The sequence below is a fragment of the Piscibacillus halophilus genome (assembly GCF_900110685.1).
Taxonomy (GTDB): Bacteria; Bacillota; Bacilli; order Bacillales; family Alkalibacillaceae; genus Piscibacillus; species Piscibacillus halophilus.
The window spans coordinates 1-26,726 of the sequence record NZ_FOES01000026.1 but is presented as its reverse complement, the minus strand read 5'-3'; the positions used below and the strand labels follow the sequence as shown (position 1 = coordinate 26,726).

Here is a 26,726-nt window from a genome sequence, read left to right as displayed (position 1 = left end):
ATCCATTCTTTTATTTGTTTTTATCTTCTAATAAACGAAACTTTTTTCCGTTTAATAAATCATGAGTTAATCGATTGTCCGCCTCTAAGTACTCATTACCTAACCACTCATCTATTTCATCACTGAATTCGTCATAGTTTCCTGGTTTAGGGGTAAATTCGCCAAATACTAAGCCATCTTCACTTTTTAGAAAATCTATTCTTAAAAAAGGTGCTGGGATGTTTAAGCTTAATTCTTCAACCATCTTAAGTTCTTCAGCGTCAACACCTTCACCTTTAAATAGTTCATGTTCATATTTACCTGTTTTAATCGGTTGACCATCCCTTGTCCACCAACAATATTGTAATTCTGGATAACGTGTAATTTCTAATATAAGGGCTACTTTTCCATAGAAACAATAAAATTTAATATCTCTTGCTGGGATGTGTTGGGTTTGATCTTCGTAAATTAATTCTTCAATTTTCCATTGGTCAGATTCGACCCAGCCACTGTTTAGGTCTTGTTGCATATGTTTTTTCAACTGTTCAATACTGAATAACGTTTGGTTACGTTTAATATCTGCAATTTTAGTGGAACTATGAACTAGATAAACACCGCGGGAACCAGCGCCATCTTCTGGTTTAATGACGATTCCATCTTTAGTAGGTATTTTATCTAGTGAATATACCATATCATCTGTGTATGGCCTTCTAACGTCAAATTGATCTACAAACTGGTATGCTAGTTCCTTTTGATCCAGTGGCCATTCAGGTAAGGATTGGGTTAATTGTTGTTGTCTCATTCGCATCGTTAAGCTTGCTCTAAAGGATGCAGCTGGTGATAATGATACTGGCTTGTCCTTAAACCCGCTCCTGACCATAAATTCTGGAATATCTTCTGTCTTTAAAGCATTTAATATTTGATCATAAGCTACTTTTTGATAGTCCTCTTTGCCTTTCATTAAGAGTCGAGCTGCGTGGTGTAATGTATTTTTGTAATTTTGATCATGTAGTTTTTTTTGTTCAATCAGGTTTGAAAGGTATTGTAGTAAATTACCTCGATGATGTTCTTCAGCCAACATTTGCATTATTTTGTACGTATTGAGTTGGCGATCGTTGACGTTTAATAAATTCAGTTCTGATTTTGTTGTATACAATAACGCTTTTAGCGATTGGATCTGGTCTTCTAGTTCTTTAATTTGATATTGATTTGTTTTTTGTACAGACTTTAGCTTTTGAAACCACTTAGCCACTTTCCACATCGGGCTTTTTTGCATATTTTTCATAACTTTTTCATCATGCTTGATTTCTAAATTTAACTGTTCGATCTCTCTTTCTAGTTCGTATAAGCTGCGTGAAAGATTGACTTCTTTTTCTTTTTCCACTAACAAAGGGGAGGTGTTTTGGTCGGCTTTGTGTTGTTTATTTTGATTATTCATTCGTCACATCCCCTTTCTTAGATAATAGGTGACAGTCTATAAATTCTTTAAACGAATCATGGTTCTTCATCAAATGATTCCAGTTATGAATCGATAATTTAATGTTTTTAAGTTCTCTTAAATGTCGTTCTTTTAACTGACCTCGTACAGAATCATTTATAGGGTACCATTTACCTTTATGTCCGAAATATTGTATTAATCGATGTGAACTAACTCTGATTGGTTGCTTTTTATCAGATCTCAGCTTAGTTACAATCATTTTTACGCTGCTTGGTTTAATACTTGGAATGTAGCGTTGATCTTCGTACAAAATAGATAAATCATAGACTAAAAGTAATTCGCATTCAATCTGTTCTCCAAAAACCACGACCTGAAGTTGTTCTCCATCGATTAATTGGCGATATACATCGGCCATTCTATATGGAAGGTTAAAATTATATTCACTTATTTGTGCTAATCCGACTTTGAATTCCATCTGTTTTAAAGATCGAATGTTATGAATCACTGATTCATTCAACTGTCTAAAATCCGCTGCTATTATTATATCAAACTGACGAGTTTTCGAGCGATTTTTATTTGGAAGCATTGGCTCAGGTACTGGAAACAATCTCGATGTAGGTGAAATTGGATATTTTAATGATTCACCGTATTCATGGTAGTATTCAAAACTTTCAACGTATTCTTTTCTTGCACCTTTAAAATGTCCATCATACCCAAATGCCGAGCTGCTCGTTAAAGATCCTGCTGCTTGTCTTGGAAGTGATAATGGACCTGTTTCGAGATCGACAATTCGTTCTTTTCCAAATGTGTTTAACAAGCGACGTTTAAACTCTCCGTCTCCTGCAAATCTTACTTCATCCCAATAACCGATTGAATTAAGTACTTCATCTTTACGGAACATTAGAGATGACATATTTGAAAAAATGTAACGACCAAATAACCCTCTTCTATAGAAGGTTAATTCTTCTGTCAGCCTTGCGTGTTCAGATGTGTTGGCTATTACCTCTGGATGATCTATTAAATGCTGAGCTTGAATTCCGATTTTTTCAGCATGTGACCAGTCATCAGCATCGTTAACGGTAATCAAATCACCTCTGGCTTGGGCTAACGCAATGTTGCGCGCAACGTATGGTCCACTATTTTGTGGTGTTTGTAAAACTTTTACGCGTTCGTCTTGTTCTTCATAACGTTTGGCTACAAATAATGTATCGTCCTGACTATGGTCATCAACGATGATGAGTTCGAGATTCTTCCAGGTTTGATTTAAAATCGATTCAATTGCCGTCGCTATACCATCTTCAGCATTATAAGCAGGTAAAATGACCGTCACTTTAACATCTGAATCGGTTGTTTGTTTCCCTTGTAAAATGGTGTCTAGTTGATCATAGAGTTGATCATGCAATGCTTGATTAAACTTAATGGGACTTAATTGATACATTTCAAATGCCTTGTTAATAAATTGTTCCTTTTTATCTTGATCTTCTTCTAGATTTGTTAGAGCAAAGTAAAGGTCTGGATGATCTCCAAGTTTCAAAGCTTCGTTAATGACATTTCGAGCCTGGTGGGCGTATCCTAATCGTTGTAAACATTCAGCTTCTATAATCGAAAGTTTTCTTAGTTGTTCGCGATTCGTTTCTTTATGACTCAACTCTTTTAAATAGGTTAGTGCTTTGTGTGAATCTTCTACCGTTAGTTGATTGGCATGCCACAATAATAGCATTTCTGCGACTGCTCTTTTGTGATACTTATTTCTAGGATTGTGATACATTTGTTCCAACTCAAATAAAACAGTAGATTCAAAGCCGTATTCGTACAAATACTTCTGGTATTTTTTGAGCTTGTTTTGTTCAAATTTTTGTTTATAGGTACGACTATACAATTGTCTAAGATCTCGTCTACCTAATAAACCTCCAACTAATGTCCGACAAACTTTCATAACTTTTCTAATTGAGGTTGATATGAACGTCCGAAACTTTTGTACTTGGTTGAAATAATATTGCTTTTCGACCATTTCTTTATGAACTTCATGACGTTCTTTTAGTTTTTGTTTTCTTAATTCATTTAGTTGGTTAATTTTTTGTTCAAGCTCTTGATTCTTTTGGCGATACGACTTTAAATCTTCATGGTTATGCAACACAACCGTCTCCTTTTAAGTCAATAATGACGTTACGAGTCGATCAATTCTTGTACTCTCTTTATTGACAAATGTTCCTGGCTTCCCAAAATAAGTGACTAAGTGATCGTTCTTACGATAATCTACTTCACCTAGTACTTGTATCTGTTGAGCCTTAATCGTTGGGACATATTTTTGCCACTCGGTTAAAACATGTTCATTTTCAATAATTAAATAATCTGTTGAAATGTTTTCTCCATAAACCAGCATGTGAACTTGCGGGTTATAAAGTAACTGACGTATAGTTGATGGTACTTCTTGTTTGGTTTCATAATCAAATTCGTACATCTGAACTAAACCAATTCGATAGTTGGTATTCATTAATTCTCGAATTAAGCTATTCCAACCTATATCATATTCCTCTATTAATCGAAAATCAGTTGCAATAACTAAATCAAACTCACGAGATCCGCCTTGTTTATCCTCGCGCTGTGGCCACATTGGTTCAGGTACAGGAAATGGTCGTACTTGAAGTGGATACGGATAATATAGTGAGTGACCATTACGTTGATAATGTTCTAAGCTTTCAACGTATTCTTTGCGGACTCCCATAAAGAAGCCATTATATCCAAATGCTGAACTACCTGTTAGAGATGTCACAGATTGTCTTGGCAGTGATAATGGACCTGTTTTCAAATCAACATACCGTGAACGGCCAAATGTTCGAATGAGTCTTCTTTTAAACTCCCCATCCGCTGCAAATCGAACGCTATCCCAATATCCAATTTCTTTTAATACGAGATCTCTACGAAACATAATCGAAGACATATTCGGGAAAATATACCGGCCAGGGTTCCCACGTCTATAGAAATTTAACTCCTCAGTTAGACGTGCGTGCTCCGACGTATTAGCGACCACATTTTTATGTTTGATTAGATGATTCGCTTGGATTTCGAGCTTTTGTACATGGGACCAATCATCCGCGTCGTTAATCGTGACAAACTCACCTGTTGCAGCTCTTAATCCAATATTACGCGCGATATAAGGTCCACTATTGACAGGTGTTTGGAGTAATTGGATTCTTGGATCCTTCTCCATGTATTGCTTGACCACTTCAACTGTACCGTCCTGGCTTTGGTCGTCAACCACGATTAACTCTAAATTACGCCATGTTTGGTTTTGAATGGATTCGATTGCTGTTTGAATCCCATCTTCAGCGTTATAAGCTGGTAAGATTACACTGATTTTAGGTCCTTGAACGGCTGATCCTAATGAAACGTTTTCTAAATCATCATACGTGATATTTTCACCATGTTGATTGAATTGAATAGGGATTAAATCGTAATGTTTAATCGCTTGATTCATCCAGTACAGTTTATCCTCTGGCGAATCTTCTAAATTGGCTAATCCTAAGTAAATATCTGGGTGCTCTTTTTGCTTTAACGTTTTTAGTAATATTCGACGTGCTGAATCACGAGCTCCTAATTGATCGAAGCATTCAGCGCTTAATATCGCATAACGTCTTTGTTGTTCTAAATTCGTTTCTTGTTTGGATAAAAATTTAAGATAGTCGATGGCTTTTCGACTATCTGCTTTGGTGTATTCATTCGCATGCCATTGAGCTAATTCCCATGCGGCTAACGATTTTAAATGCTGGTCATCAGTCGTTTCATAAATCTCTTTTAAATCTTCATAAGCTTTATGAATAAAGCCATAGTTATACAAATGACGTTTAATCTGTTTAATATATTGTTGATTTGTATGCTTTCGTCCTTTACCGATTATTTTTCTTATAACGGCTTTTTGTTGATCGGTTAAAGAGTCGGCTATTTTTTTCTTCGTTTTTTCATCTAATACTTTATATAAAACGCCATCAATAACTGAACTGACCGCTTTTTTGACTAAGTGCATCGTTGTGACACCATCCTATTGTTTCTTTTTTGCTCTTAATACTTTCTTTCCTTTTTGATTAGCCCCAGTCGCTTCTCGATAAGCTTTGACCACATCTTCTGCTTTTCCGTCCATGCGAATTTGACCTTGTTCAATCCAAATCCCACGTGTACAGATTTTTTCTACAAATGTCATACTATGAGAGACAATAATAACGGACTTCGCTTGTTCCATCATATCTTGAATACGTTCAGATGCTTTCTCTTTAAATTCGACATCTCCCGTTGATAAAGCTTCGTCAATGATAAAAATATCTGGTTTAAGTGTGGCAGCTATACTAAAGCCAAGTCTTGCTTTCATACCACTCGAGTAATTTTTAATTGGACGGTCAATGGCTTTTCCTATACCAGAGAATTCAACGATCTGATCGAATTGGTCGTGTACTTTTTTCTTGGAAATCCCTAATAGCATCGCATTTAGATAAACATTATCCCGACCTGTTAGTTGCGGGTTAAATCCTGTTCCGTATCCTAGTAACGTTGAGGTTTGACCATTGACTTCGAGTTCACCTTCATCTGGCCTCAATATATTCGTTAAGGCTTTACATAACGTACTTTTTCCAGCTCCATTGTGACCGATAATACCTACAATTTCGCCTTCTTTAATTTCAAAGTCTAAATGTCTTAAAGCCCAATGTTTCTCACCGTTATTTAAGTTGAAGCTCACGCCAACATTTTCTGCTTTCACGACGGTACGGTCTTTAACTTCTGTTTCCGTTTTCGTTAATTGTAAACTGCGTCGTTTCTTTTTCTCGATTTTAGGTAATGAGGCACGGTAATTAGCAATTACTGTTTTGGGATCGCCAATTTCTTGGATATGACCTCTGTCTAACCAAATTAAACGATCACAATTACGTTGAGCATATCTTAGGCTGTGCGTCACAATAATGACCATCTTCGCCTCTTTTACCAGCTCACGCATCTTGTCTGCTGCTTTTTGCCCGAAACGAGCATCCCCTGTATTTAATGCTTCATCTAAAATTAATACTTCAGGCTGTAAATGAGCAGCTACACTAAAACCTAAACGGGCTTTCATACCGCTGGAATAATATTTCATCGGCTGATCCATAAATTTGCCAATCTCAGAGAACTCATGAATATCGTCAATGTATTGATGAATGAGTTCCTTATCAATCCCAAGCATCATACCGTTTAAATAAACGTTTTCTCGACCAGTTAATTCTTTATTAAAGCCCATACCAAATGAGAATAAAGCCGTGACTTTTCCATCAACGTCAATATCCCCTTTATCTTCAATCAATATTTTTGAGATCACTTTACTTAAAGTTGTTTTTCCAGCACCATTCGATCCAATGATTCCTAAAATCTCACCTTCGTACCCTTCAAAAGTGATATCTTCAAGTGCCCAAGTGTGCTTGGATCTTTTCTTTTTCTTCTCATTCGAGAAGATACGAAATGCTTTTGATTTTAGATCGTCCTTATCATTTTCGTAAAAAGCGACACCTACGCCTTTTGATTGAATAATTTCATTTTGTTTACTCATCATGATCAACTACTTTCTAAACTATAAAGCTTTAATGATTTTGTGCTCATTCTTGCTATAATGATATAGCATGGTAATGGCCACAATGGATGACACCACAAAGATAATTCCTAATCCTACAAAATTTGGTGTTGTATTAAACATCAGAATATCACGATACGAATTAACGATGACCGCAATCGGATTATAATCAACAATCCAATCTAAATTATATTCTGATCCTTTCAATCTTCCGCCTTCCCAAATAATCGGTGAAGCGTAGAAAAAGATTCTAATGATATGCGTCATCACATTATCAATATCTCGTACGAATACATTAACATAACCTAATACAAAACCAATTGCCATTAAAAATACAAGCGTGACTAATATAATTAATGGTAAGAAAATGATTTCCCACCCTGGAACAATTCCGTTAAATGCTAAGAAGAGCGCTACTACAATTAGTCCAAATAGGAAGTTAAATAACTGTGAAATCGTAAACGATAATGGAAATATTGATTTTGGTAAATAGACTTGGTTAATAATTGTGCTATATCTTAAAATGGATTTAGATGCACTATTTATACTTGAACTAATCCATCTCCAAGCAACTAAACCGATGACTAAGAATACAGCATAGTTAAAGTCATCATTCTCTCGACCTAAAACAATAACAACTAAGAAATAATAAACGAGTACGTTTAGTAATGGATCCAATAACCACCAGAAATAGCCTAAATAACTATTACGGTGTTCCGCTTTTAATCCTGATTTAACTAGGTAATATAATAAATCTTTTCTTTTTATAATCTCTTTCAAATAATTCTTCATAATGGTTTTTTGCACCACCTGTAGTTCCTTTTAAGTTCGGTTTTTCAGTTTCGATTTAAGCGTGTTTTTAATCCCATAGAACGTATAATGCACGAAATAATACAGACTTTTAATTACGTTTAATTTTTCAATCTCTCTATAAACATACCATTGACTTTTCGATGCTTTAAGCTTGTTACTTGAAACCGTATTATGTCCAAGGCGATATTTCGCTAATACTTCAGGTAAACCATACGCCTTATAACCTTCTTTAGTCAATGTTAACCATAATGCATAGTCTTGTCTTCTTCTAATATTCTTCATCTGAACGTGACCGATTTGATCACGATCTAACATGACGGTTAAACACCCTATTACACAATGCTTTAATAAGTCCGTATACACCACTTCACTCGGTGCTTTTGAAATGTTTTGAGTTAATTCACCGTTTTCTTTCATTCTTCTATATTTCGTAAAAGAAAACGCGACACCTGTATCCAACATAAATGCTACTTGTTTTTCTAGTTTTTCCGGGTACCACCAATCATCGCTATCTAAAAACGCAATAAACCGGCCTTCTGCGTAATTCATCGCTGTATTTCGTGCAACGGCCGCTCCTTGGTTTGTCTCAAGCTGAATCAATTTAATTTTGGGCTCTTGTTGAGCATAAGATTGGACGATTTCAACTGTTCGGTCTTTAGAGCAGTCGTCGACAATGACCATTTCATAGTTGTCATACGTTTGATTCAGAACAGATTGTATGGTTTCTTCAATATGTTCTTCTGCATTATAAGTTGGTGTAATTACTGAGACTAATGGTGTCTGACTATGTTGTTTTTCCTTATCCATCATCATCACCTTTTACGTGGTCCACTCATCATAAAGCTCGATGAGTCGATTGGCTTGTGTTTGCCAGTTCAATTGTTCTTGAACAGCCTTCTTTCCATTTAACCCCATTTGTCTAGCTTCATTCGGGTTTTGAATTAAATATTCAATCGCATCATGGATTGCCGTTTCATCGTATGGGTCCACAGCAATTCCACATTGGTACTGATCAATAAATTCTTTCCACCTATCAAAGTTCGAGCAAATAATTGGAAGACCAGCATTCATATACTCGAAAAACTTGGTGAGCTCTTTTTTTAAATAATGCTCAGTTGGTGGAAATAACGCAATACCTGCAAGCCAGTTGCGGCTGAGATAAGCCTGTTCTATGTCTTCTTTTTCAACAAAGCGATCAATACCTGTGATATGAATCCTATCTTGATGATCGCCAGCGATCTCTTTCATTTCATTCGCATAACGACTTGGACATTTTCCAATGAAATGAACCTCTACTTCTTGATGGATGTTTGGGATTTCCGGGTGTATATGAGCCCCTCTTTGAACATCCACATTACCTGTGTAAAGAAGTTTCTTTTCAATTGGCTGATTTGAACGATCATGCTGTAAAAACTGTTCGTTCACAGTTGGGTAATTTAAAACCCAATGTCCTTCAGGGTAAATTTCACTATAATATTTTTCAGCCAATACTTTCTTGAAATTTTTGGTAAAAAAACCTTCAATCGTACGGAAACTTATTTTGATCAAACGTTTGATTGACTTTTTAAGGTAGTCTTTCTTAATCAAACTAGTGACGAAATCTTCATGAATATCATACACGACTGTATTTCGTTTGTTCTTTAATAACCATGCAATCATCATGAGTTCTGGATCATGAAAATGATAGACATCTGCTTTTTCTTTCTTAGCTATGCGGTAGACTTCCCATGAGCCTTGAATCATTCGTTTTAATTTAGATGAATAGCTATTAATCGGGATATGCTTAATCGGTGTTTCTTTTTGACCTTCTGGTGCTTCTTGCGCAATTAATGTTACATCATATCCCGCCTCATGCAAGGATAAGCATTCTTTATGATAGATTCTTGGGTCATATGGGTGGTGAACACTCGTTAAATGCACCACTTTCTTACTTGATCGCATGATTTCAACCCCAATTTATTTCAATGTTTTCTCAAATACTTGTTCATATTGTTTAACAATTTCTTGTGCATCAAATTCATTAGCACGACTCAGACCTTTTTGGATAATGGTGTCTCGATCATCCTGAGATTTCGATAATGCTTCAATTATAGCATCTGCTAGTTGTCTTTCATCACCAACTGGTGTAATCGTACCATAATGGCCATTTTCAAGAATTTCTTCGGCGCCAGGTTTACAGTTAGTCGTTACAACTGGTGTTCCAACAGCTAACGCTTCCACGATGACATGTCCAAATCCTTCATTTTTCGAAGTTAACGTAAACAAATCTGATTGTTGTAAAAAGGCATATGGATTTGTTTGGAACCCGGCAAAATAAACATTTTCTGAAATTCCTAATTGTGATGCTAGGTTTTCAAGTTCATCTTGTAATGGTCCCTCACCTAAGATCACCAGTTTAGCTTTTTTAGTTTCAACCACTTTTTTAAATGCTTTTAATAACGTGGGATGATCTTTTTCTCGAACGAGTCGACCAGCTGTTACAATTACTTGAGCATCACCTTGATAAATTCTTTTATATTCTTCTGGTATTTGTTCAATTCCTGTACTGCCTCGGATATGGTCTAACTCGACTGGATTATAGATGACGTCAATTTTGTTGGGATTAACATCATATTTATCCATTAAGTTTTGCTTCACACCATTTGATAAAGCGACAACTCTCTTGGAGAAACGATAAAACAGTCCATATAGTTTTAGCTTTAAGTTTTCTTTTTTATTTTGACCTAAAAACGCCGCTTCTCTCACCACGTTTCGGGCTTTTGTAAAAGACAATAAACGAGCTACTATCGCAATAACATTGTAATTCGGAATCGTGCTAAAGACGACTTGAGGGTGTTCGTTTCGAATCAGTTTAGCCAAAGGTATGATGGCTGACCTTAATCGTTTTGTTGGTAGTTTTACAAACTTTATATCTTGGTTTAAATAACTCTCGTAATTTCCTTCATAATTACAAGTTACTAGAATTGGTTCAAATCTATTTCTGTCTATGTTATTCAATATATTTAGAAAGGTTCGTCCTGCTCCACCTGACCCTAAAAAGTAGATAAAAAACAGGACTTTTATTTTTTTCTTTGGCATATAACTTCCCTCTTATCATTAAAAACACACTGTAAGAATTATATCATAGAGCTATTGTTGTGTAATTTTAAATTTTAGTTACGCTTGGACGTCCGATCGAATGGTATTCGACAGACGCTTTTTCAGCCTCTTTCGGGTCGTAACAATTACGTCCGTCAAAAATAATTGGTGTTTTCATTAATTTTTTAAAGGTATTGAATTCAAGTTGTTTAACCTGATCCCATTCCGTGATAATCAATGCGACATCCGCGTTAGTGAGTGCTTCTTCAATATCGGTCGTATAATTAACGTTTTCTTTGATTACTTTTTTCGCTTGATCGATCGCAATTGGATCGTAGGCTGTAATATTGACGTTATATGAAGATAGCTTATTGATGACATCAATTGAAGCCGCTTCTCTCATATCATCAGTATTGGGTTTAAACGCTAATCCTAAAACTGCGATTTTCATTTGTTCTAGGCTTGAGCCAAATCGCTCTATTAATTGATCGACGAGCTTTACTTTTTGCTGGTGGTTAACCTCAACAACTCCCTTTAAAATTTCGAAATCATAATCGACTTCTTTAGCAATATGAATGAGAGATTGCGTATCCTTTGGAAAACAAGAACCACCGAATCCGATTCCTGCATTTAAAAACTTGCTACCGATTCGGTCATCCATTCCCATACCTTTTGCCACATCAGCTACGTTCGCTCCAGTCTTCTCACAAATATTGGCGATTTCATTGATGAAACTAATTTTTGTAGCGAGAAAAGCGTTTGATGCATATTTAATCATTTCTGCACTGTTCACATCGGTGCGATAGACGGGTACGCCAAACGGACGGTTAATTTCTTCTAATGTGTTGGCTGTGTTTTCATCATCTGTTCCAATCACAATACGATCACCATTAAACGTATCATAAACTGCGGAACCTTCCCGCAAAAACTCTGGATTGGATGCGACTTTAATGTTGACGTCTTGCTGCAAGTTCTCTTTAATCCAATTTTGAATTTGGTGATTCGTTCCAACAGGTACCGTACTTTTCGTTACAACAATTAGGTCGTTTTGTGCATATTTCGCTATATCTTTTGACACTGCCTCAACGAATGTCAAATTAGCCGAACCGTCTTCATTCTCTGGAGTTCCTACTGCGATATAGACGATTCCCTTGTTAGCTAAACCAGTAGCATAGTCTGTTGTGAAGTCCAGACGATTGTTTTCAATATTATTTTGAAGGAGTTCTTCCAAGCCGGGTTCATAGATCGTTGAACGACCGGACTGTAATGTTTTTATTTTTTCAGGGTCAATATCCATGCATGTTACATGGTGCCCTATTTCTGCTAAACATGTTCCTGTTACAAGACCTACATAACCCGTTCCAATTACTGCAATATTCATTATTTAGCACCTACTTTGTTTAATTGTGATAATATGGATTCTTTTAATATAGATAACTTTCGCTGACTGTCCTCGGCTGTTTTCCCTTTTACACCGAAATAGAACTTGAGTTTTGGTTCCGTTCCAGAAGGTCTTAAACAGCACCAAGAACCATCCGTAAACTTGAATTTAACCACGTTAGCTTTTGGTAAATGAATGGATTCTGTATCGTTACTTTGAATGATGTGTTTTTTTCTTGAAACATAATCCTCTATTGAATGTAATGATAACCCATCGACCTGTAAAGCGTTTTGGTTCCTAAAATAAGTCATCGTGTCATCGATTTGTTTCATGCCTTCAAGCCCCTCTAGTTTAAGAGAGTGAAGGTCTTCTAAGTAATATCCGTATTGTTCATATAATTCTTCAAGACGATCATATAACGTCATATTTTTTGCTTTATAGTAAGCAACCATTTCAGCAACGATGATAGCCGCTTGGATTGCATCTTTATCTCGCACAAAATCTTCTACAAGGCATCCATAGCTTTCTTCATAGCCGAAAACAAATTGATGTTTGGAATCCTTCTCTAAGTTTTTAATTTTTTCTGCTATAAATTTAAAGCCAGTTAAGACGTCTTGTGCGATACCGCCATGGTGTTTTGTAATGTCTGCTCCCAATTCTGAAGTAACAATTGTTTTGAACATAACGGGTGTGACGTCCCTGATCGTTCGATGAGTTAAGATATAATCTAATATAAGTGCTCCAAGTTGATTACCCGTTAAAATGCTGAATTGTTCTTGGTTATGACGGGTAGCTACGCCAATTCGATCGGCATCTGGGTCTGTCGCCATGAGGACATCGGCGTTAATGTCTTCTCCCAGCTTAATCGCTTTTTCAAATGCTTGAGCTTCTTCTGGATTCGGAAGTTCCACATGTGTGAAATCAGGATCTGGTGGACGTTGTTCTTCCACAAACGATAGATGCTGTACTCCTAGCTGTGTTAACCCTTTTTCGACAAGCTGACTTGCCGTACCATGAAGTGGCGTGAAAACAACTGAAATGTCCTCTTCCATCGCGTTTTTATTAATTGTGATTTTGTTTAATTCATTTAAGTAAGCATTGTCGACTTCATCCTCTAACCAAACTAATAGGTTTTGCTGCTCCAGATCACTCTGTTCAAGCACGTCTACCGCAAACTCATTTTCAATAGAGTTGACTTTTTCTAATAATTGTTTGGACGGTTCTAATGAAAGTTGTGCCCCTTCTTCATTGTACACTTTAAAACCGTTATACTCTGGTGGGTTATGACTTGCTGTGATCATCACTCCAGCAGCTGTTGATAAATATCGAACAGCAAACGATAATAACGGCGTCGGGCGAATATCTTTAAATAAATATGTTTTAATCCCATGAACGCCCAATACTTTTGCAACTTCTAATGCAAAAGTAGACGACTGATGTCTCGGGTCATGGGCCACAACCACTCCCTGCTGTTTCGCATCAGTACCTTGTTGCTCGATATGTAAGGCTAATCCTTTTGCCGCACGCCGAACCGTATATATGTTCATTCTGTTAATACCCGGTCCAAGCTTACCTCTCATTCCACCCGTACCGAATGTTATATGCTCATGGAAAGCTTCTTCTAATTCAGTAGAATCCATTTGGTTTAATTGTTGTTTTAAGTTTGGGTCTAAGTTTTCATATGTTAACCACTTTTGGGATGCTATTTTCCAATCCACTCACCCTACACTCCCTTCATTCTCGAAAAAATCCCCCAAATATAAACTTGGGGGAATCCTTTATCTTGTTTCATTTAGTATTTGTTTTAAGAATGGCAATAATTCTTCTCTAATATCATCACGTTGTAATGATAATTCAATTGTCGTTTTTAAGAAACCTTTTATTTCACCTACGTCAAAACGTTTGCCATCAAATTCGTAAGCATAAACAGACTGCACTTCATTCAAGCGTTGAATGGCATCTGTTAATTGAATTTCATTACCTGAACCGTACTCTTGGTCCTCTAAATAACTCATAATTTCAGGTTTTAATACATAACGTCCCATAATGGCAAGGTTCGATGGTTCCTCACCTAACGGCGGCTTTTCAATAAATTGATTCACTTGATATAGGCTGCCATTTTTATTTAACGGATCAATAATCCCATAACGGTTTGTTTCACCTTCAGGGACTGTTTGAACTCCAATGATGGAACGATCTGTTTCATTGTATTGATTGATGAGCTGCTTTAAACCAGGTGTTTCGGACTGAACAATATCGTCACCAAGTAAAACAGCAAACGGTTCGTTCCCAATAAATTTTCTTGCACACCAAACGGCATGACCTAATCCTTTAGGTTCTTTCTGACGAATATAGTGAATGTCTAGGTTCGATGATTTTTTGACCTTTTCTAGTAAATCGTATTTTTCACGTTTCCTCAAGGTTTCTTCTAATTCACTTGAAGAATCAAAATGGTCTTCTATGGCTCTTTTACCTTTTCCGGTTACGATAATAATATCCTCAATACCAGACTCAATCGCTTCTTCTACAATATACTGAATGGTTGGCTTATCTACAATTGGTAGCATTTCTTTCGGTAGTGCTTTGGTTGCTGGTAAAAAACGAGTGCCTAAACCTGCTGCTGGAATAATTGCTTTTTTGACTGGTTGCATATTAAAACCTCGCTTATTTTTTGTTCATATGTTCTTCTACGACGCTTTGGATTCTTTGTTGTTCTTCATTTGGAACAACATAATACCATCCGTTTCCAATGGTTTGACCGCTTCCTTGAATTTCTTCTCGGATCGTTTTGTCACGAGTTCCTCTATAATCAAGGAATAACTTACGCATTTCGTTCATTTGAAGGTTCGTTTCAACGTTGTCCCCAACGGTCGTTAAGATTGAATCAACTTTAGTAAATGATTCGAATGACATTCCTTCTTGAATGATCGCATCTATAATTTTTTGTTGACGATCATTACGACCTAAGTCCCCACGGCTATCTTGTTTACGTTCTCGGGCGTAGCTTAGAGCTGCATCTCCATTTAGAGTGATCTCACCTTCGGGGAAATCGTGCCCTTCATAACTAAACGCACGTTCATTATTAATCGTAACACCACCGAGGGCATCAACACCATCTTTTAACCCTTCCATATTAACTTTACTATAGAAGTGGATCGTTGTATCAAGAAATTCCTCAACCGTCTGGACAGATAATTCAGCCCCACCAAAAGCATAGGCATGATTAATTTTATCTTCACCACGGCCAGGGATGTTCACACGTGTATCTCGTGGAATGCTGAACATCAACATTTCTTCTGTATCAGGGTTAAGTGATAAGAACATCATTGTATCTGAACGTCCACGATCTCCTTCACGTTCATCTACCCCTAATAGAAGAACATTAATCGTATCTTTATTACTTAAACGATCTTTAATCTCATCCTCTTTTTCCCCATCTGAATCAAGAGGCGTATACATCGTATCGACCGTATCATTCAATTTATTGTAAAAGTATAATCCATAAATTAACAGACCAACTAGTAAGACTCCAATTATAATCCATAAATATTTCCATTTTTTCTTAGTCTTCTTTTGCTTCTTGAGCTCTTTACGACTCTGCATTGGCACTTTTCCTTTCTTTTAACAATATTAGACAAATGCCTATCAACTATTATATATGATAGACCATTAGATTGGTATTAATACGAGATTACATTTCCATTAGAAAACCAGCTACTATTGATAGCTGGTTTTCTCTAAGTATTAGACGTTTGTAGAGGGAAATAGTTTCAATTGAGCCGACATTTTTTAACAAAAAACTTTCTAAATGGTATCACGGGGAGCTAGTAAATATTTTTCTTTCAATCAGTATATCATTTCTATCAAAAAACACCCTAGCCTGCAACTAAGTGTTGCAGAACCAGGGTGGGGGGTAGCTATTCTTGTATTTGTAATGTGATTGAATTATAGTTTTGACCGTTTCCTAGTGGGTTGTAATTCTTCTCGATATTTCCTGCTGGGTCCACTGCAAACCAGTTAACGGTGGTCGTTTCATCGATGGTTAATGTTTCTGCTGGCTCGCGTGTACCGCCGAGTTGTAATTGTTCGGATTCAAATGTAGGGCGGCTGCCATCTAAGGTGTAATAGATGGTTGCCGGCTCACTTGTTTCAAATTCTAATTCCACTGGTCCGTCATATTCACCTTCACCAGGTGTAACATTTGATTTTGGTGGTTTGTTGTCTTTTGAATGTTGATATGCAACTTCGAAAAGACCGATTAGACCGCTTGCAAATTCCATTGCTTCTTCATGACCTTCTTCATATGGTGGTTGGAAGCCAACTGGTTGCCAACGTTGTTGTTCTTCGTTCCAAAGATCGGCACCGACTTCGAAGTTCCAAGCATAAATACCTTTTTCATACCACAGATAATCTGCGGAATTCCCTCCTGCAGAGTACAGGACATCAGGAATAGGGCCTGTACGGCTTGGTAAAATGACTGTGCCACGATGTTCCTTTATGTTACTTAAAATGTGATTAGAAGCTGCCCAGTAGAAAGCTTCCTCGCCGGCTGTTGGTCTTGGTAATGGTTCGCGGTTTTGATCATAAGCTCCTGGCGACCACATGAAGTAACCACCATAGCTATGAATATTCATCGCGAATTCAATGTTTTCAAATTCATCCGCTAACCAAACTAAGTTTTGTGATTCAGGTTCAGAATGCTCTTCTGGACCAGCGTAAGTTCCGCTTGTACAGTTAGTCGATGCTCCTACGTAACCATCATGAATCGATCCAACTGAATGGTTACGGTTGAGGTCAACGCCCCAGTTGTGACGTACACCAAAATCACTTAGTTCTTCTGGACAGTGATTGGTCATGTTTTTACGTTGCCAGTTGTAATCGTAAAAACTATACGTCGCACCATCTGGATTAACCGACGGTACTAAGAAAATATCAAGATTATTGACGAGTTGTTTCGTCTTACCATCATGCGCATAATTACGAAGCAAACGTTCTGCTGCTTCAATTGTAACTAGTGGTGTCACCCATTCACGCGCATGTTCTTGTGCGTAACCTAGGACACCAGGCTTGGAGCCGTCACGTTTTTTACCAATACGAAGGGCTTTCACCGTTTGTGGTTCACGTGAGATATGTTCAGGTGCATTTAGACCATCTGTAAGCTCCGCTGATGTCGGTTCCACAATTCCAGTACCTGAATAGTTGCGATACGGTGTTGCAGAGACGAGGTCACCTGCTTCTTCGTTAAGTGCAGCCATAACATCTTGAGCCGTACTCACAACCTCACCGTTTTCATCTGTTTCAAGTTGGACGGTAATGTCATCACCATTGATATCAACTTGTAGATCGGATGAGTTTTCTTGCGCAACAAGCTCAACGCTAAGATCGTTTCCACCTTCATGTCCCCAAGCATTCGAAGTAACCACGACAGCTGAGTTGGCCATCGTACCTAATGTTGCTTGGGCGTGACGACGATAACCGTTCGTCTCATGAGGCATTTCAATAATTTCGACTAAGTCTGGAAACTCTTCAGCAAGCTGTTCCATACGCTCGTTGAGTTCGTATGGATCCATGTAGTGATCCACGAATTCTGTTGCGTAATGTTTTTTCGGATTGTCTGGCTTATCATCACCTAACCATTCTGTCACCTTTGCCGTGACATCGTTCCCAAGGTTACTTGTTACTGTCACTTCACCCGGAACATCATCCATTGGAATAAATAAGTAATGATATAAATATTCTCCGTAATCCGATTTTCGACTTAACGTAACAGGGTCTTCATTCCCTTCCCAGTCAGCCGTTAAAGTGGTGCTCGGCGACTCACCTGCACTCGATTTCACTTCTAAATACAAAAACGTTTCTGATTGATTGGTAAAATGGTTAGCGCGTAAAAATTGAAGATTTTCTTCCGCATTTTCAATTTGGTTTTGTTGCTCTATTATTTCTTCGCGCTCATTAACACGTGCTTGCCAAATTTCTTCATCAATTAGAACATCTTTTACAGTAATGTCATACTGTTTCAGTTGCTCAATCTCTGAGTCTGTCACGACAGCATCGACTTCAATTTCTCCGTCGTGCATATGAGCACGGTGAGTTAGGTCAATTCCTAACTCATGCAATTGATCAAGTGCCTCCTCACTCGGCACTTCTAACTGTACAATCTGAGATGGCTCGTCCTCAATCTCAACAGGTCTATCTTCAAGATCCGCCGAGACGGACGAATTTTCGTTGCTGTTCACATACGTAGAACCAATAGCCAGTCCCACTGCCGACGTTAACAACAACCATTTCACATGCTTAACATGTTTACCCTTTGGCAATCCCTACCACCTCCATAAAAGATTAATTCTATCTTAGAACACTTTTTCAGAATATTCTGTAGATAATAGGAATTAATTTTGTGAGTAATTTCGACAAAGGACGACAATGTGAGGCAAAAGTCATATAGAGCAGGTGCAGACCAATGATTACAGGGTGGTTGGAAGTTTTGTTTGTTTGGCCGCAGTCCTTTTAGTCTGAGTCGATGGGAGTAGAGGGGAGCTGTCGGTTTTCTTAAATTAACCAAAAAGAAACCTCAGACAGTGAATGTTTAATCACGATCTTGAGGGTTTCACATTCTATTGTTTGTATTTCAGTTGTAATGGAGAGGTGTCAGGTTAGAGAAATAGATAGCTTTTTAATTGGTAACCTTCCCCTGTTTTACCAATAGATAGCCGCTCCTTTTATAAAACTATTTGGAATCCCTATTCAACTTCTACTAACCTTGACAACATATTTATACCAAGGGGAAATTGTTTTGTAAAAGGTATGAAAATCCATTTTTCTCTAGGAGGAAATGATATTTTCTGGCTAGTTTTTATAAAAAAGTAACTAGAATCAAAGGGAAAATTAAAAAATTATAATTTTTATTAAACTTTTTTCGATTCATACTAAAATTTTTCATCTCTTTACTAAAGAAAATTAGGTTCATACTAAACAAAATTTAGCTCATACTAATTTTTTGCTTATATTGGGCTTTATTGTACTCAATTAAATACTCGAAATCTTTTCTTAGATCGAAATCCATAATGTATTTAGTGTATTTCTTTTTACCTATTTGATTAAATTTGAGTGATTTTAAGAGGTATCGAGCTGTGGAAATATTTATTTGTAACCATTCCCTGGCTTCTTTAGCTGAAATGACAGGGCCAAACAATAAGAAGTATTCTTTTAATGCGGAGATAAATGAGTGTTTATCTTTATACTGACAAGCAGTGCATAGCCATTGGTACTTTTCACGTATGACTGTTTTTAAGTGGCACTGCGGACAAATCACACCGGGCTTAAAATCACTTTTAGTTAGATTAAAATGTTTAAGTATTTGTTGGTTATCTAATTCAGTGTGTTTAATTAATGAATCAATAAGTATAGATCGTTGCTTAATTGAGTCATACTTTTGATACTGGGCCTTGATCTCATAATATTTGTGACTGAGTATAAATGGGTAGATGATTCGACTGTGGTTAGCTTTTAAATGAACATTAGGATTTACGAATACTACCAAGGGTTCAATTGGAACATGATAGTTTCTTTGACTTAACCAGTAGTTTAATTGACGAACTTGTTTTTCAACTTGAACCAACGGGCTTTGGTACACCTTCTCTTCTTCATTGTGAAGTTGTTTCATGATGCCAGCTTCATGATCGATATAAATGTCTCCCCGTAAGTTTTTAATTTCCAGTGCAAGCATAAATTTTTCAAAAACTAAAAGAGTATCGATTTCAAAATGCCAATTTTTTAAAGGAATTCTCAGGTTATGGAGTTTATTATGTGGATCCAAAATGTAATTGATATGATAATCGATTGAGAGCTCACCTTGATAACCTGAGCTATAACTTGCAATTTCATCTTCTATCTTTGTGAGTATTGGATGCTGATTTACTAAGTTGCGCTGAATAGCAATGAGTCTTAGAAGACGTGGCGGAATGTCATGTTCTTTATGCAATCGAATCCCCTACCTTATCATGATAGCTCATTTATATCAGCAAAAATTTTTTATGTAAAATAGCTGAAATTAAAATTTTCTCCTAAAAGAAAAGTTCATTTTTGTTTTGCTTTTTATAGAAAAATTCATTTTTTTCATTAGAAAATTAAATTTGACTAGAAATTAAATAAAATTTGCACCATAAAGAAGTTTTTTGAGTTCATACTAAACTTTTTCAAGGTCATACTAAACAAAAATCATTTCATAACGAATATTTTTCACTTCATACTAAAAAAGCTCCCGCACAAAAGCGGGAGCTTTCAAATTTTAGGCTTTTTTCCTTAGGATTTTGCGTGATAGATCGTCAAATAAAGTATAGACGACTGGGATGAGCACGAGTGTGATCAGCATGGAGAATAAGAGTCCAAAGATGATCACTACGGCTAATGGTTGCTGAGCTTCGCCGCCTTGGCCGAGTCCTAATGACAGTGGGATCATACCCAAGATAGTCGTGAGTGACGTCATTAGAATTGGTCTTAGACGGTTAGCGCCGGCTTCAAGAATGGCTTCGAATCGTTCAACGCCTTTTCGTCTTAAAATGTTGATATAGTCAACGAGGACGATGGCGTTGTTAACGACAATTCCGGCGAGCATAATCACCCCAATGAATGCCGGTATCGATAATGGCATGCCTGTGACAAACAGGCCGAGAATAACTCCAATAATCATCGTTGGTAGTGAGAACATGATGATGAATGGATGCAGGAAGTTTTCAAACTGCACAGCCATCACGGCATATACTAAGAAGATTGAGAACACGAGTGCGAGTGCTAAGTCTCCAAATGCTTCCATCATGTCTTCTGCTTCACCGCCGATGTTATAGCTATAGCCTTCTGGGAACTCAAGTCCGCTTAAACGATCTTCAATGGCGTTTGTCACACTTCCTAAGTCACTTCCAACTAGACCTGCTGACACGACAACTCGACGTTGTTGATTTTGTCTAGTCAGTGAAACTGGTCCTTCAACTTGTTCGAGTGAAGCAACCGTTTCAAGTCGAACTTGTTCACCAGTTGGTGTTGTAATTTTCAAGTCTCTAATTTCCTCAAGTGTATCTCGTTCTTCTTTCGGTGTTAAAACTCGAACATCTAACTCATTACCTTCAGTTCTAAATTGAGTGGCGACTTGGCCGTTAAGTTGAGAACTGATTTGTCCCATGATTTGAGCGTGAGTCATTCCGTATTCAGCTGCCGCTTCACGGTCTACTAAAATCTGCATCTCAGGACGACCTTCATCGGCTGAAGTACTTGGGTTATGCACACCATCTATATCATCAATCAGTGTGACTACTTGATCAGCTAATTCAGATAAAACATCATGGTCTGGACCGTTCAGTTCGATTTGAACAGGGTCGCCAGCACTGACCGAGGCGCCCATAACGTTAACGGTGATATCGGCACCAGCAATTTTTTGAATTTGTGAATCCCATTTCTGCATGACTTCCTCGGTTGAAAGATCACGTTCGTCTTTAGGGACAAGTTGAATCATATATGACGCTGTATTCGCTGTAGTTCCAAAGGACATGCCGTCACTTCCAACAGTCGCAAAGCTTGATTCAACGATGTCTTCATCTTCAGCCATGACTGCATTGACTTGATCGACTACGTCCACAGTTGATTCTAGGTTCGTTCCTGAAGGTGTTTCAACGGAAATCTCAATTTGACCTTGGTCCGCTTCAGGAATAAAAGCTAACCCGAGACGTGGGATGAGTGCCAAACTAGCCACAATCACAACAATCGCTAAAATAATACTCGTTTTTCGGTAAGTTAAGGCGCGTCTTAATATGCCTTGATAAAACTTAATCAATCGATCGAGTAAGCGGTCAAACCAATAACGACGACCATTTCCTTCGCTTAATTTTTTCAACATCTTAGATGACAGCATCGGGATAATTGTAAGTGATGCTGCGAGTGATGCGATGAGTGCGAAGGCAACGGTTAAGGCTAATGGTGTAAAGATTTCCGATGCGATCCCTTCAACGAACACGATTGGTAAAAAGACGACTAAGGTCGTAGTCGTTGATGCGATCACGGCAGGTGCAATTTCAGAGGCACCTTTTTTAGCCGCTTCTTTCATCGAATAACCCCGTTCTCGGTAGGTCACAATGTGCTCGAGTATGACAATAGCACTATCGACCATCATCCCGATACCGAGTGCGAGACCACCCATGGTTAAGATATTGACCGTTTCACCGGTAAAGTACATAAGCGTAAACGTCGTAATAACAGCAATAGGAATCGATAAACTGATGACGAGTGTTGCCCTGAAACTTTTCAGGAATAAAAGTAATATGAGAATCGCAAACACGGCACCAAGTAATAAGTTTTGAACCACTGAATCAATGGACATTCGAATAAAGTCCGCCGTGTCGAAAACGACGTTCAATTCAACACCTTCTGGTAGATTTGCACGAGCCTCATCCAAGGAGCCTTGGATGGCATCAGATACGGCAACCGTGTTACCGTCAGTCTTTTTCAAAATGTTCATGACGACAGCTTCTTGACCGTTGACTAGTGATTTACCTGTTTCTTCGGTTACACCTCGTTCAACGGTTGCGAGATCGCCCAGTTCGATTAGTTCATCTTGCGGTGTTTGAATTAAGGTTTCTCGAATTTCATCGAGAGATTCGTATTCACCTAGAATACGAATCTGCAGCTCCTGCGTCCCTCGGGAAATGACACCAGCTGACATCGATCGATTCGATCCTTGTATCGCTTCTAAAACTTGTTGGGACGACAGACCAAACTGATTAAGCCGCTGTTGATCTAATTCCACACTGACTTCTTCTGTCACGCCGCCTTCAATACCAACTGAACCTACCCCTTGTTGGCGTTCAAAAAGCGGTTGGACTTCGGTTTCGGCTAAGTTTTGAAGGGTATCTTTATCATCACCTGTTAATCCGACCCACATGACGGGCATCTGCTGCGGATCAAATCGCAGGACGTTCGGGTCTCCCGCTCCATCAGGTAACATACCTGTTATTTGGTCGACTTTTTCCCGAACATTGAGTAAGGCATTATCTAAATTTGTATCAGTCGAAAACATTAAAACAACGAGTGAATTTCCAGGCTGTGATTGAGCTTGAATCGTGTCCACACCTTCAATGGTGGCCACAGATGATTCAATCGGCTTAGTGACGAGTTCTTCTACTTCTTGAGGTGCTGCACCTTCATAGTTTGTCGCAACAACTGCAACTGGAAGGTCGATGTCTGGATACAGGTCTACTGATAAATTTTTGAATGAAACGAATCCTAGCGCTAGTATGGCTAGGACAATCATCGTCACACCGACTGGACGCTTGATGGACGTATTAACGAGGCGCATTATTCACCCTCCTCGTTGATCGAGATTTCTTGATCGTCAGATAATGTGAGCTGACCACGAACAACGACTTGATCGCCTTCTTCAAGTGAATCCTCTTCAGTTGCGCGCACAGCTGTGATTTGCGATTGCATACCAATCACTTCCACTGGCACTTGTATCGCTTTACCGTCTTTGGCAACGAAAACAACACGCTCTTCGCCTCGTTCGACAACCGCTTCAGTAGGTACCGTTAAAGCATTCTCTGCAACGATTTTTTCTAGTAAAACTTGAGCGCTAACCCCTGCTAGGATTTCCTGATCTTCGTTATCAATTTCAGCTTGAATTTCAAACGTTCCTGTTTCTCCAGCGCTGTCAGCAACACTCGTAACCGTTGCTGTTCCTTCCTTCTCTAACTGGGACACGGTAAATTCTAACTCATCATCCTCTGAAAAATTATTTACTTCACTGGCTGGAACATTAAAGTTTAAATTCAATGGGTCAATCGCGACGACAACAGCTGCAGGCTCTTCATTCGTCACCGCGCGTCCTTCCACCATGTTTAGCTCCTGAATTTGACCGTCCATTGGTGCTTCGAGCTCTTGGCGACCGTATTGAGGGTTCACGATTTCAGCTAACACATCGCCCTCTTCAACTGTATCTCCTTGTTCCACAAACAGTTCATCTACTTCCCCAGCCGCTTGAGCGATTACTGGCATTTGGTCACTTGGCATCGTGCGTGCCGTAAATGTTCTAGTTTCAGTAAAATCTGACTGAACGACTTCTTCGACTTCAACAGGAGTCGCCACTGTTTCTGTTTCTTCTTCTTCAGGTTCGTCATTACAAGCTGCTAAAACAACTGTAAGCATGGCTACGATTAAGATTAAAAGTTTTCTTTTCATAAGATTTCACGCTCCAATGTTTCTTCTAGTGTTAACACTTCATCGTTTAATGCACTAAACTTTTTCAAATGGTCGAGCATCGACTCAATAATGATATTTTGAGGATTTTCCTTTTGAACTTCTTGTTCGATCACATCCAATGCTTCAAGAGCTTTACTTGGATCTTGAATAGCACTATGTATCAGCTGTCTTATTTTCGTTAAAAGTAATGCACTTTGTTCAAAAACATTTGGCAGTCTTTGAATAGCTGGATGTTCCTCTTCATTCATCATCCCTTGGCAAACATTTTCTAATCGATTAAGCAAAAACTTTGGTAACTGCCTTCGGTCAATCGTTTTTTCATCAACGACGATCCAACTCGTATAACAATGAATCATCCCTTCAAGTAAGACGGCTGCATCGTTTTCAAACGGTTTGATTGAATCACCATAAATAGCCAAGATATTCGCTTTCGACCAATTAAAATTTTGTTGACGCGTTTGAATAATAAATGATTCCGCATTCTGACCAAGTGGCACTTGATCACGAAGTAGCATAACGATGAGTGGTTTATTTTCTATAATAAAATTGAAATAAATCTCAAATTGTTTAATGAGTGATTGTCTAGGGTCTTGTTCCTTCTGGGCTTCTTTCATTCTTTCCAAGATGGTCACATAATAATAGTCGTATATTGAAACAATTAAATCTTCTTTAGACTCAAAATAGTTATAAAACGAACCCTTCGCAACGTTCGCCTGATCCACAATCTCCTGTACCGATGTCGCGTGGAAGCCTTTATGAGCAAATAGCTCAATGCTCCCTTTTATGATTCGCTTTTTCTTATCATTCATGAAACAAAACTCCTCTGTCTTGAAATGACCAGTCAGTCATACCCTAATATACTTGAGATTTATCTTAAATACAACCTCATTTCAATAGTGAAATGTGAAGATCCAATGAACATATAGAATGGTTATAGTATGGATCTTTCGTTATGTAAAAAACACCTGCCCCCCTCTTTTACAAGTAAAAGTTTGGGGACAGGTATGTTATGAAATGAATTGATCCTTTAAAAAATAGCCAAAAACATGGGCTGCGAGCATGACTTGATTATGCATCTTAGATGGTTGGATATCGACTTTGTATGTTTGGTGATTATAAAAGATCACGTTAGTTTGATGTTTACGACCAGGCACGGCTTCGCAATCTTTGACATGACAGTAAGCAATCCATGTGCAATCCGGGTGACGAACCTTCATAGTCGGCATAAATATGATTCCTTTGCTAGGGTCGACAGGGATTGGAATCATCACTTTTTTCTTGGTGACAATTTCAATGGCCCGTTTTCTTCCATCTAGTGTCGCCCCGCCTTGCTTAATACAAGAAGAGTCTATGATGTTAAGAGGGGTTTGTCGACATAAAATGATTCGGTCTTGTTCATAAATTTTACTTTGATAAATGGGATCATAATTAGGTGAAATGACCATCGTATGATTGTTGATAAAGTAGTGGTCTACTTTTTCAATCTCTACCATGACTACTCCTCCTTTAGATTAAAATCTCATTTCTTAACACACATATTATTTTACAATATTTTAAAATTATTTGAATATTTTTTCTTAATAATTGTGTTCTTAAACAGAACTTTTTACCCATTGTTCTAGTTCTTTTGTATTAGTTTGTTAAAGTTTGTTTGATTTAGTCGATATAACAGGAAAGACTCAAGTGAGGTGATTTAGATGGATGTCGCAGCAGCGTCAATCGTCATGAGTCAATCTAAGCTACAACAGGAGGTTGGGGTACAGATGATGAGTAAAGCAAAAGAACAAATGGCGGTTCAATCAGAAGGATTACAAAAACTGATGGAATCGGCAGAGGTACCTCAGCACCCTAATTTAGGTCAACAATTAGATGTAAAAGCTTAGTTTAAATCGAGTAGGAGGAGGTGATTAACCTCCGACCTCTCACACCACCGTACGTACGGTTCCGTATACGGCGGTTCAATAGTTTGAGTGTGCTTTCTCGAGAAGTTGGTTCAAGTCTTTTAGACCAGCTTTCTCGAGAATTTTATTGTTAATAGCTCTGTGAAGTATATGGCTACATGCTATGCACCAATATCCCTTCCTTGTATTAGCCCATTCCCAAGCTTTTTGTTTTGGTATTTTAAGCTGAACAAGACTTTTATATCTTGTTTTAACCTTTTTCCATCGCTTCCAAATAATTTGTCTAATCCTACGTCTAACCCATTGGTT

At 37.9% G+C, this 26,726-nt stretch carries 19 protein-coding genes; 1 reads left to right on the top strand and 18 read right to left on the bottom strand.

Features of this window, described 5'->3' with window-relative positions:
* Positions 1-10 precede the first annotated feature (10 nt).
* The 18 genes from BMY57_RS11020 to BMY57_RS10935 form a co-directional block, all read right to left on the bottom strand.
* Positions 11-1,417, bottom strand: coding sequence for an ATP-grasp fold amidoligase family protein (locus tag BMY57_RS11020; protein WP_091774264.1), 1,407 nt, complete (start codon positions 1,415-1,417; stop codon positions 11-13).
* Positions 1,410-3,551 (bottom strand): glycosyltransferase family 2 protein, encoded by a 2,142-nt coding sequence (locus BMY57_RS11015; protein WP_091774263.1) that lies wholly within the window; start codon positions 3,549-3,551, stop codon positions 1,410-1,412. Before BMY57_RS11015 ends, BMY57_RS11020 begins: the two co-directional genes overlap by 8 nt.
* Positions 3,552-3,566: 15 nt before the next feature.
* Positions 3,567-5,441 (bottom strand): glycosyltransferase family A protein, encoded by a 1,875-nt coding sequence (locus tag BMY57_RS11010; RefSeq protein WP_091774261.1) that lies wholly within the window; start codon positions 5,439-5,441, stop codon positions 3,567-3,569.
* A 15-nt stretch (positions 5,442-5,456) separates the two neighbouring features.
* Positions 5,457-6,983 (bottom strand): ABC transporter ATP-binding protein, encoded by a 1,527-nt coding sequence (locus BMY57_RS11005; protein ID WP_256205300.1) that lies wholly within the window; start codon positions 6,981-6,983, stop codon positions 5,457-5,459.
* Positions 6,984-7,004: 21 nt separating this feature from the next.
* Positions 7,005-7,796 (bottom strand): ABC transporter permease, encoded by a 792-nt coding sequence (locus BMY57_RS11000; protein ID WP_091774257.1) that lies wholly within the window; start codon positions 7,794-7,796, stop codon positions 7,005-7,007.
* Positions 7,797-7,826: 30 nt separating this feature from the next.
* The gene (locus BMY57_RS10995; RefSeq protein ID WP_091774255.1) at positions 7,827-8,624 is read right to left on the bottom strand and encodes a glycosyltransferase family 2 protein; all 798 of its coding nucleotides are present in this window, start codon (positions 8,622-8,624) and stop codon (positions 7,827-7,829) included.
* Positions 8,625-8,636: 12 nt separating this feature from the next.
* Positions 8,637-9,758 carry a glycosyltransferase gene (locus tag BMY57_RS10990; protein ID WP_091774253.1) on the bottom strand — a complete coding sequence of 374 codons (1,122 nt, stop codon included), beginning with the start codon at positions 9,756-9,758 and terminating at the stop codon, positions 8,637-8,639.
* Between the two features lie 15 nt (positions 9,759-9,773).
* A complete protein-coding gene (locus BMY57_RS10985; RefSeq protein ID WP_091774251.1) occupies positions 9,774-10,895 on the bottom strand; it encodes a glycosyltransferase in 1,122 nt (373 codons plus the stop codon).
* 67 nt (positions 10,896-10,962) lie between these two features.
* Positions 10,963-12,276, bottom strand: coding sequence for a UDP-glucose dehydrogenase family protein (locus BMY57_RS10980; RefSeq protein ID WP_091774249.1), 1,314 nt, complete (start codon positions 12,274-12,276; stop codon positions 10,963-10,965).
* A complete protein-coding gene (locus BMY57_RS10975; RefSeq protein WP_091774247.1) occupies positions 12,276-13,994 on the bottom strand; it encodes a phospho-sugar mutase in 1,719 nt (572 codons plus the stop codon). The genes BMY57_RS10980 and BMY57_RS10975 overlap by 1 nt, the downstream gene beginning before the upstream one ends.
* A 60-nt stretch (positions 13,995-14,054) precedes the next feature.
* The gene (gene galU, locus BMY57_RS10970; protein ID WP_091774245.1) at positions 14,055-14,927 is read right to left on the bottom strand and encodes a UTP--glucose-1-phosphate uridylyltransferase GalU; all 873 of its coding nucleotides are present in this window, start codon (positions 14,925-14,927) and stop codon (positions 14,055-14,057) included.
* A 13-nt stretch (positions 14,928-14,940) separates the two neighbouring features.
* The gene (locus tag BMY57_RS10965) at positions 14,941-15,879 is read right to left on the bottom strand and encodes an LCP family glycopolymer transferase (protein WP_091774243.1); all 939 of its coding nucleotides are present in this window, start codon (positions 15,877-15,879) and stop codon (positions 14,941-14,943) included.
* Positions 15,880-16,193: 314 nt separating this feature from the next.
* Entirely contained in the window at positions 16,194-18,593 is a 2,400-nt protein-coding gene (locus BMY57_RS10960) for a M14 family zinc carboxypeptidase (RefSeq protein ID WP_217703274.1), read from the bottom strand.
* Between the two features lie 662 nt (positions 18,594-19,255).
* A complete protein-coding gene (locus BMY57_RS10955) occupies positions 19,256-20,257 on the bottom strand; it encodes a nuclease-related domain-containing protein (protein ID WP_177176375.1) in 1,002 nt (333 codons plus the stop codon).
* A gap of 306 nt (positions 20,258-20,563) precedes the next feature.
* On the bottom strand, positions 20,564-23,617 hold the full coding sequence (locus tag BMY57_RS10950; RefSeq protein WP_091774239.1) for an efflux RND transporter permease subunit: 3,054 nt from the start codon (positions 23,615-23,617) through the stop codon (positions 20,564-20,566).
* Positions 23,617-24,495, bottom strand: coding sequence for an efflux RND transporter periplasmic adaptor subunit (locus tag BMY57_RS10945; RefSeq protein WP_091774237.1), 879 nt, complete (start codon positions 24,493-24,495; stop codon positions 23,617-23,619). Before BMY57_RS10945 ends, BMY57_RS10950 begins: the two co-directional genes overlap by 1 nt.
* Complete coding sequence (locus BMY57_RS10940; RefSeq protein ID WP_091774235.1) at positions 24,492-25,325, bottom strand: TetR/AcrR family transcriptional regulator; 834 nt, start codon at positions 25,323-25,325, stop codon at positions 24,492-24,494. The genes BMY57_RS10945 and BMY57_RS10940 overlap by 4 nt, the downstream gene beginning before the upstream one ends.
* 198 nt (positions 25,326-25,523) lie before the next feature.
* Positions 25,524-26,009, bottom strand: a complete 486-nt coding sequence (locus BMY57_RS10935) for a competence protein ComK (RefSeq protein WP_091774233.1) — start codon at positions 26,007-26,009, stop codon at positions 25,524-25,526.
* A 204-nt stretch (positions 26,010-26,213) separates the two neighbouring features.
* Here BMY57_RS10935 and BMY57_RS10930 point away from each other — a divergent pair, with 204 nt between their 5' ends.
* On the top strand, positions 26,214-26,399 hold the full coding sequence (locus tag BMY57_RS10930) for a YjfB family protein (RefSeq protein ID WP_091774231.1): 186 nt from the start codon (positions 26,214-26,216) through the stop codon (positions 26,397-26,399).
* Positions 26,400-26,726: the final 327 nt, after the last annotated feature.

Bases quoted from the DNA above. Each gene is read 5' to 3' on its own strand.
- BMY57_RS10945 (WP_091774237.1), bottom strand. From the start codon at position 24,495: ATGAAAAGAAAACTTTTAATCTTAATCGTAGCCATGCTTACAGTTGTT.
- BMY57_RS10980 (WP_091774249.1), bottom strand. From the start codon at position 12,276: ATGAATATTGCAGTAATTGGAACGGGTTATGTAGGTCTTGTAACAGGA.
- BMY57_RS10995 (WP_091774255.1), bottom strand. From the start codon at position 8,624: ATGGATAAGGAAAAACAACATAGTCAGACACCATTAGTCTCAGTAATT.
- BMY57_RS11005 (WP_256205300.1), bottom strand. From the start codon at position 6,983: ATGAGTAAACAAAATGAAATTATTCAATCAAAAGGCGTAGGTGTCGCT.
- BMY57_RS11020 (WP_091774264.1), bottom strand. From the start codon at position 1,417: ATGAATAATCAAAATAAACAACACAAAGCCGACCAAAACACCTCCCCT.
- BMY57_RS10940 (WP_091774235.1), bottom strand. From the start codon at position 25,325: ATGAATGATAAGAAAAAGCGAATCATAAAAGGGAGCATTGAGCTATTT.
- BMY57_RS10935 (WP_091774233.1), bottom strand. From the start codon at position 26,009: ATGGTAGAGATTGAAAAAGTAGACCACTACTTTATCAACAATCATACG.
- galU (WP_091774245.1), bottom strand. From the start codon at position 14,927: ATGCAACCAGTCAAAAAAGCAATTATTCCAGCAGCAGGTTTAGGCACT.
- BMY57_RS11000 (WP_091774257.1), bottom strand. From the start codon at position 7,796: ATGAAGAATTATTTGAAAGAGATTATAAAAAGAAAAGATTTATTATAT.
- BMY57_RS10965 (WP_091774243.1), bottom strand. From the start codon at position 15,879: ATGCAGAGTCGTAAAGAGCTCAAGAAGCAAAAGAAGACTAAGAAAAAA.
- BMY57_RS10930 (WP_091774231.1), top strand. From the start codon at position 26,214: ATGGATGTCGCAGCAGCGTCAATCGTCATGAGTCAATCTAAGCTACAA.
- BMY57_RS10990 (WP_091774253.1), bottom strand. From the start codon at position 9,758: ATGCGATCAAGTAAGAAAGTGGTGCATTTAACGAGTGTTCACCACCCA.
- BMY57_RS10985 (WP_091774251.1), bottom strand. From the start codon at position 10,895: ATGCCAAAGAAAAAAATAAAAGTCCTGTTTTTTATCTACTTTTTAGGG.
- BMY57_RS11010 (WP_091774261.1), bottom strand. From the start codon at position 5,441: ATGCACTTAGTCAAAAAAGCGGTCAGTTCAGTTATTGATGGCGTTTTA.
- BMY57_RS10950 (WP_091774239.1), bottom strand. From the start codon at position 23,617: ATGCGCCTCGTTAATACGTCCATCAAGCGTCCAGTCGGTGTGACGATG.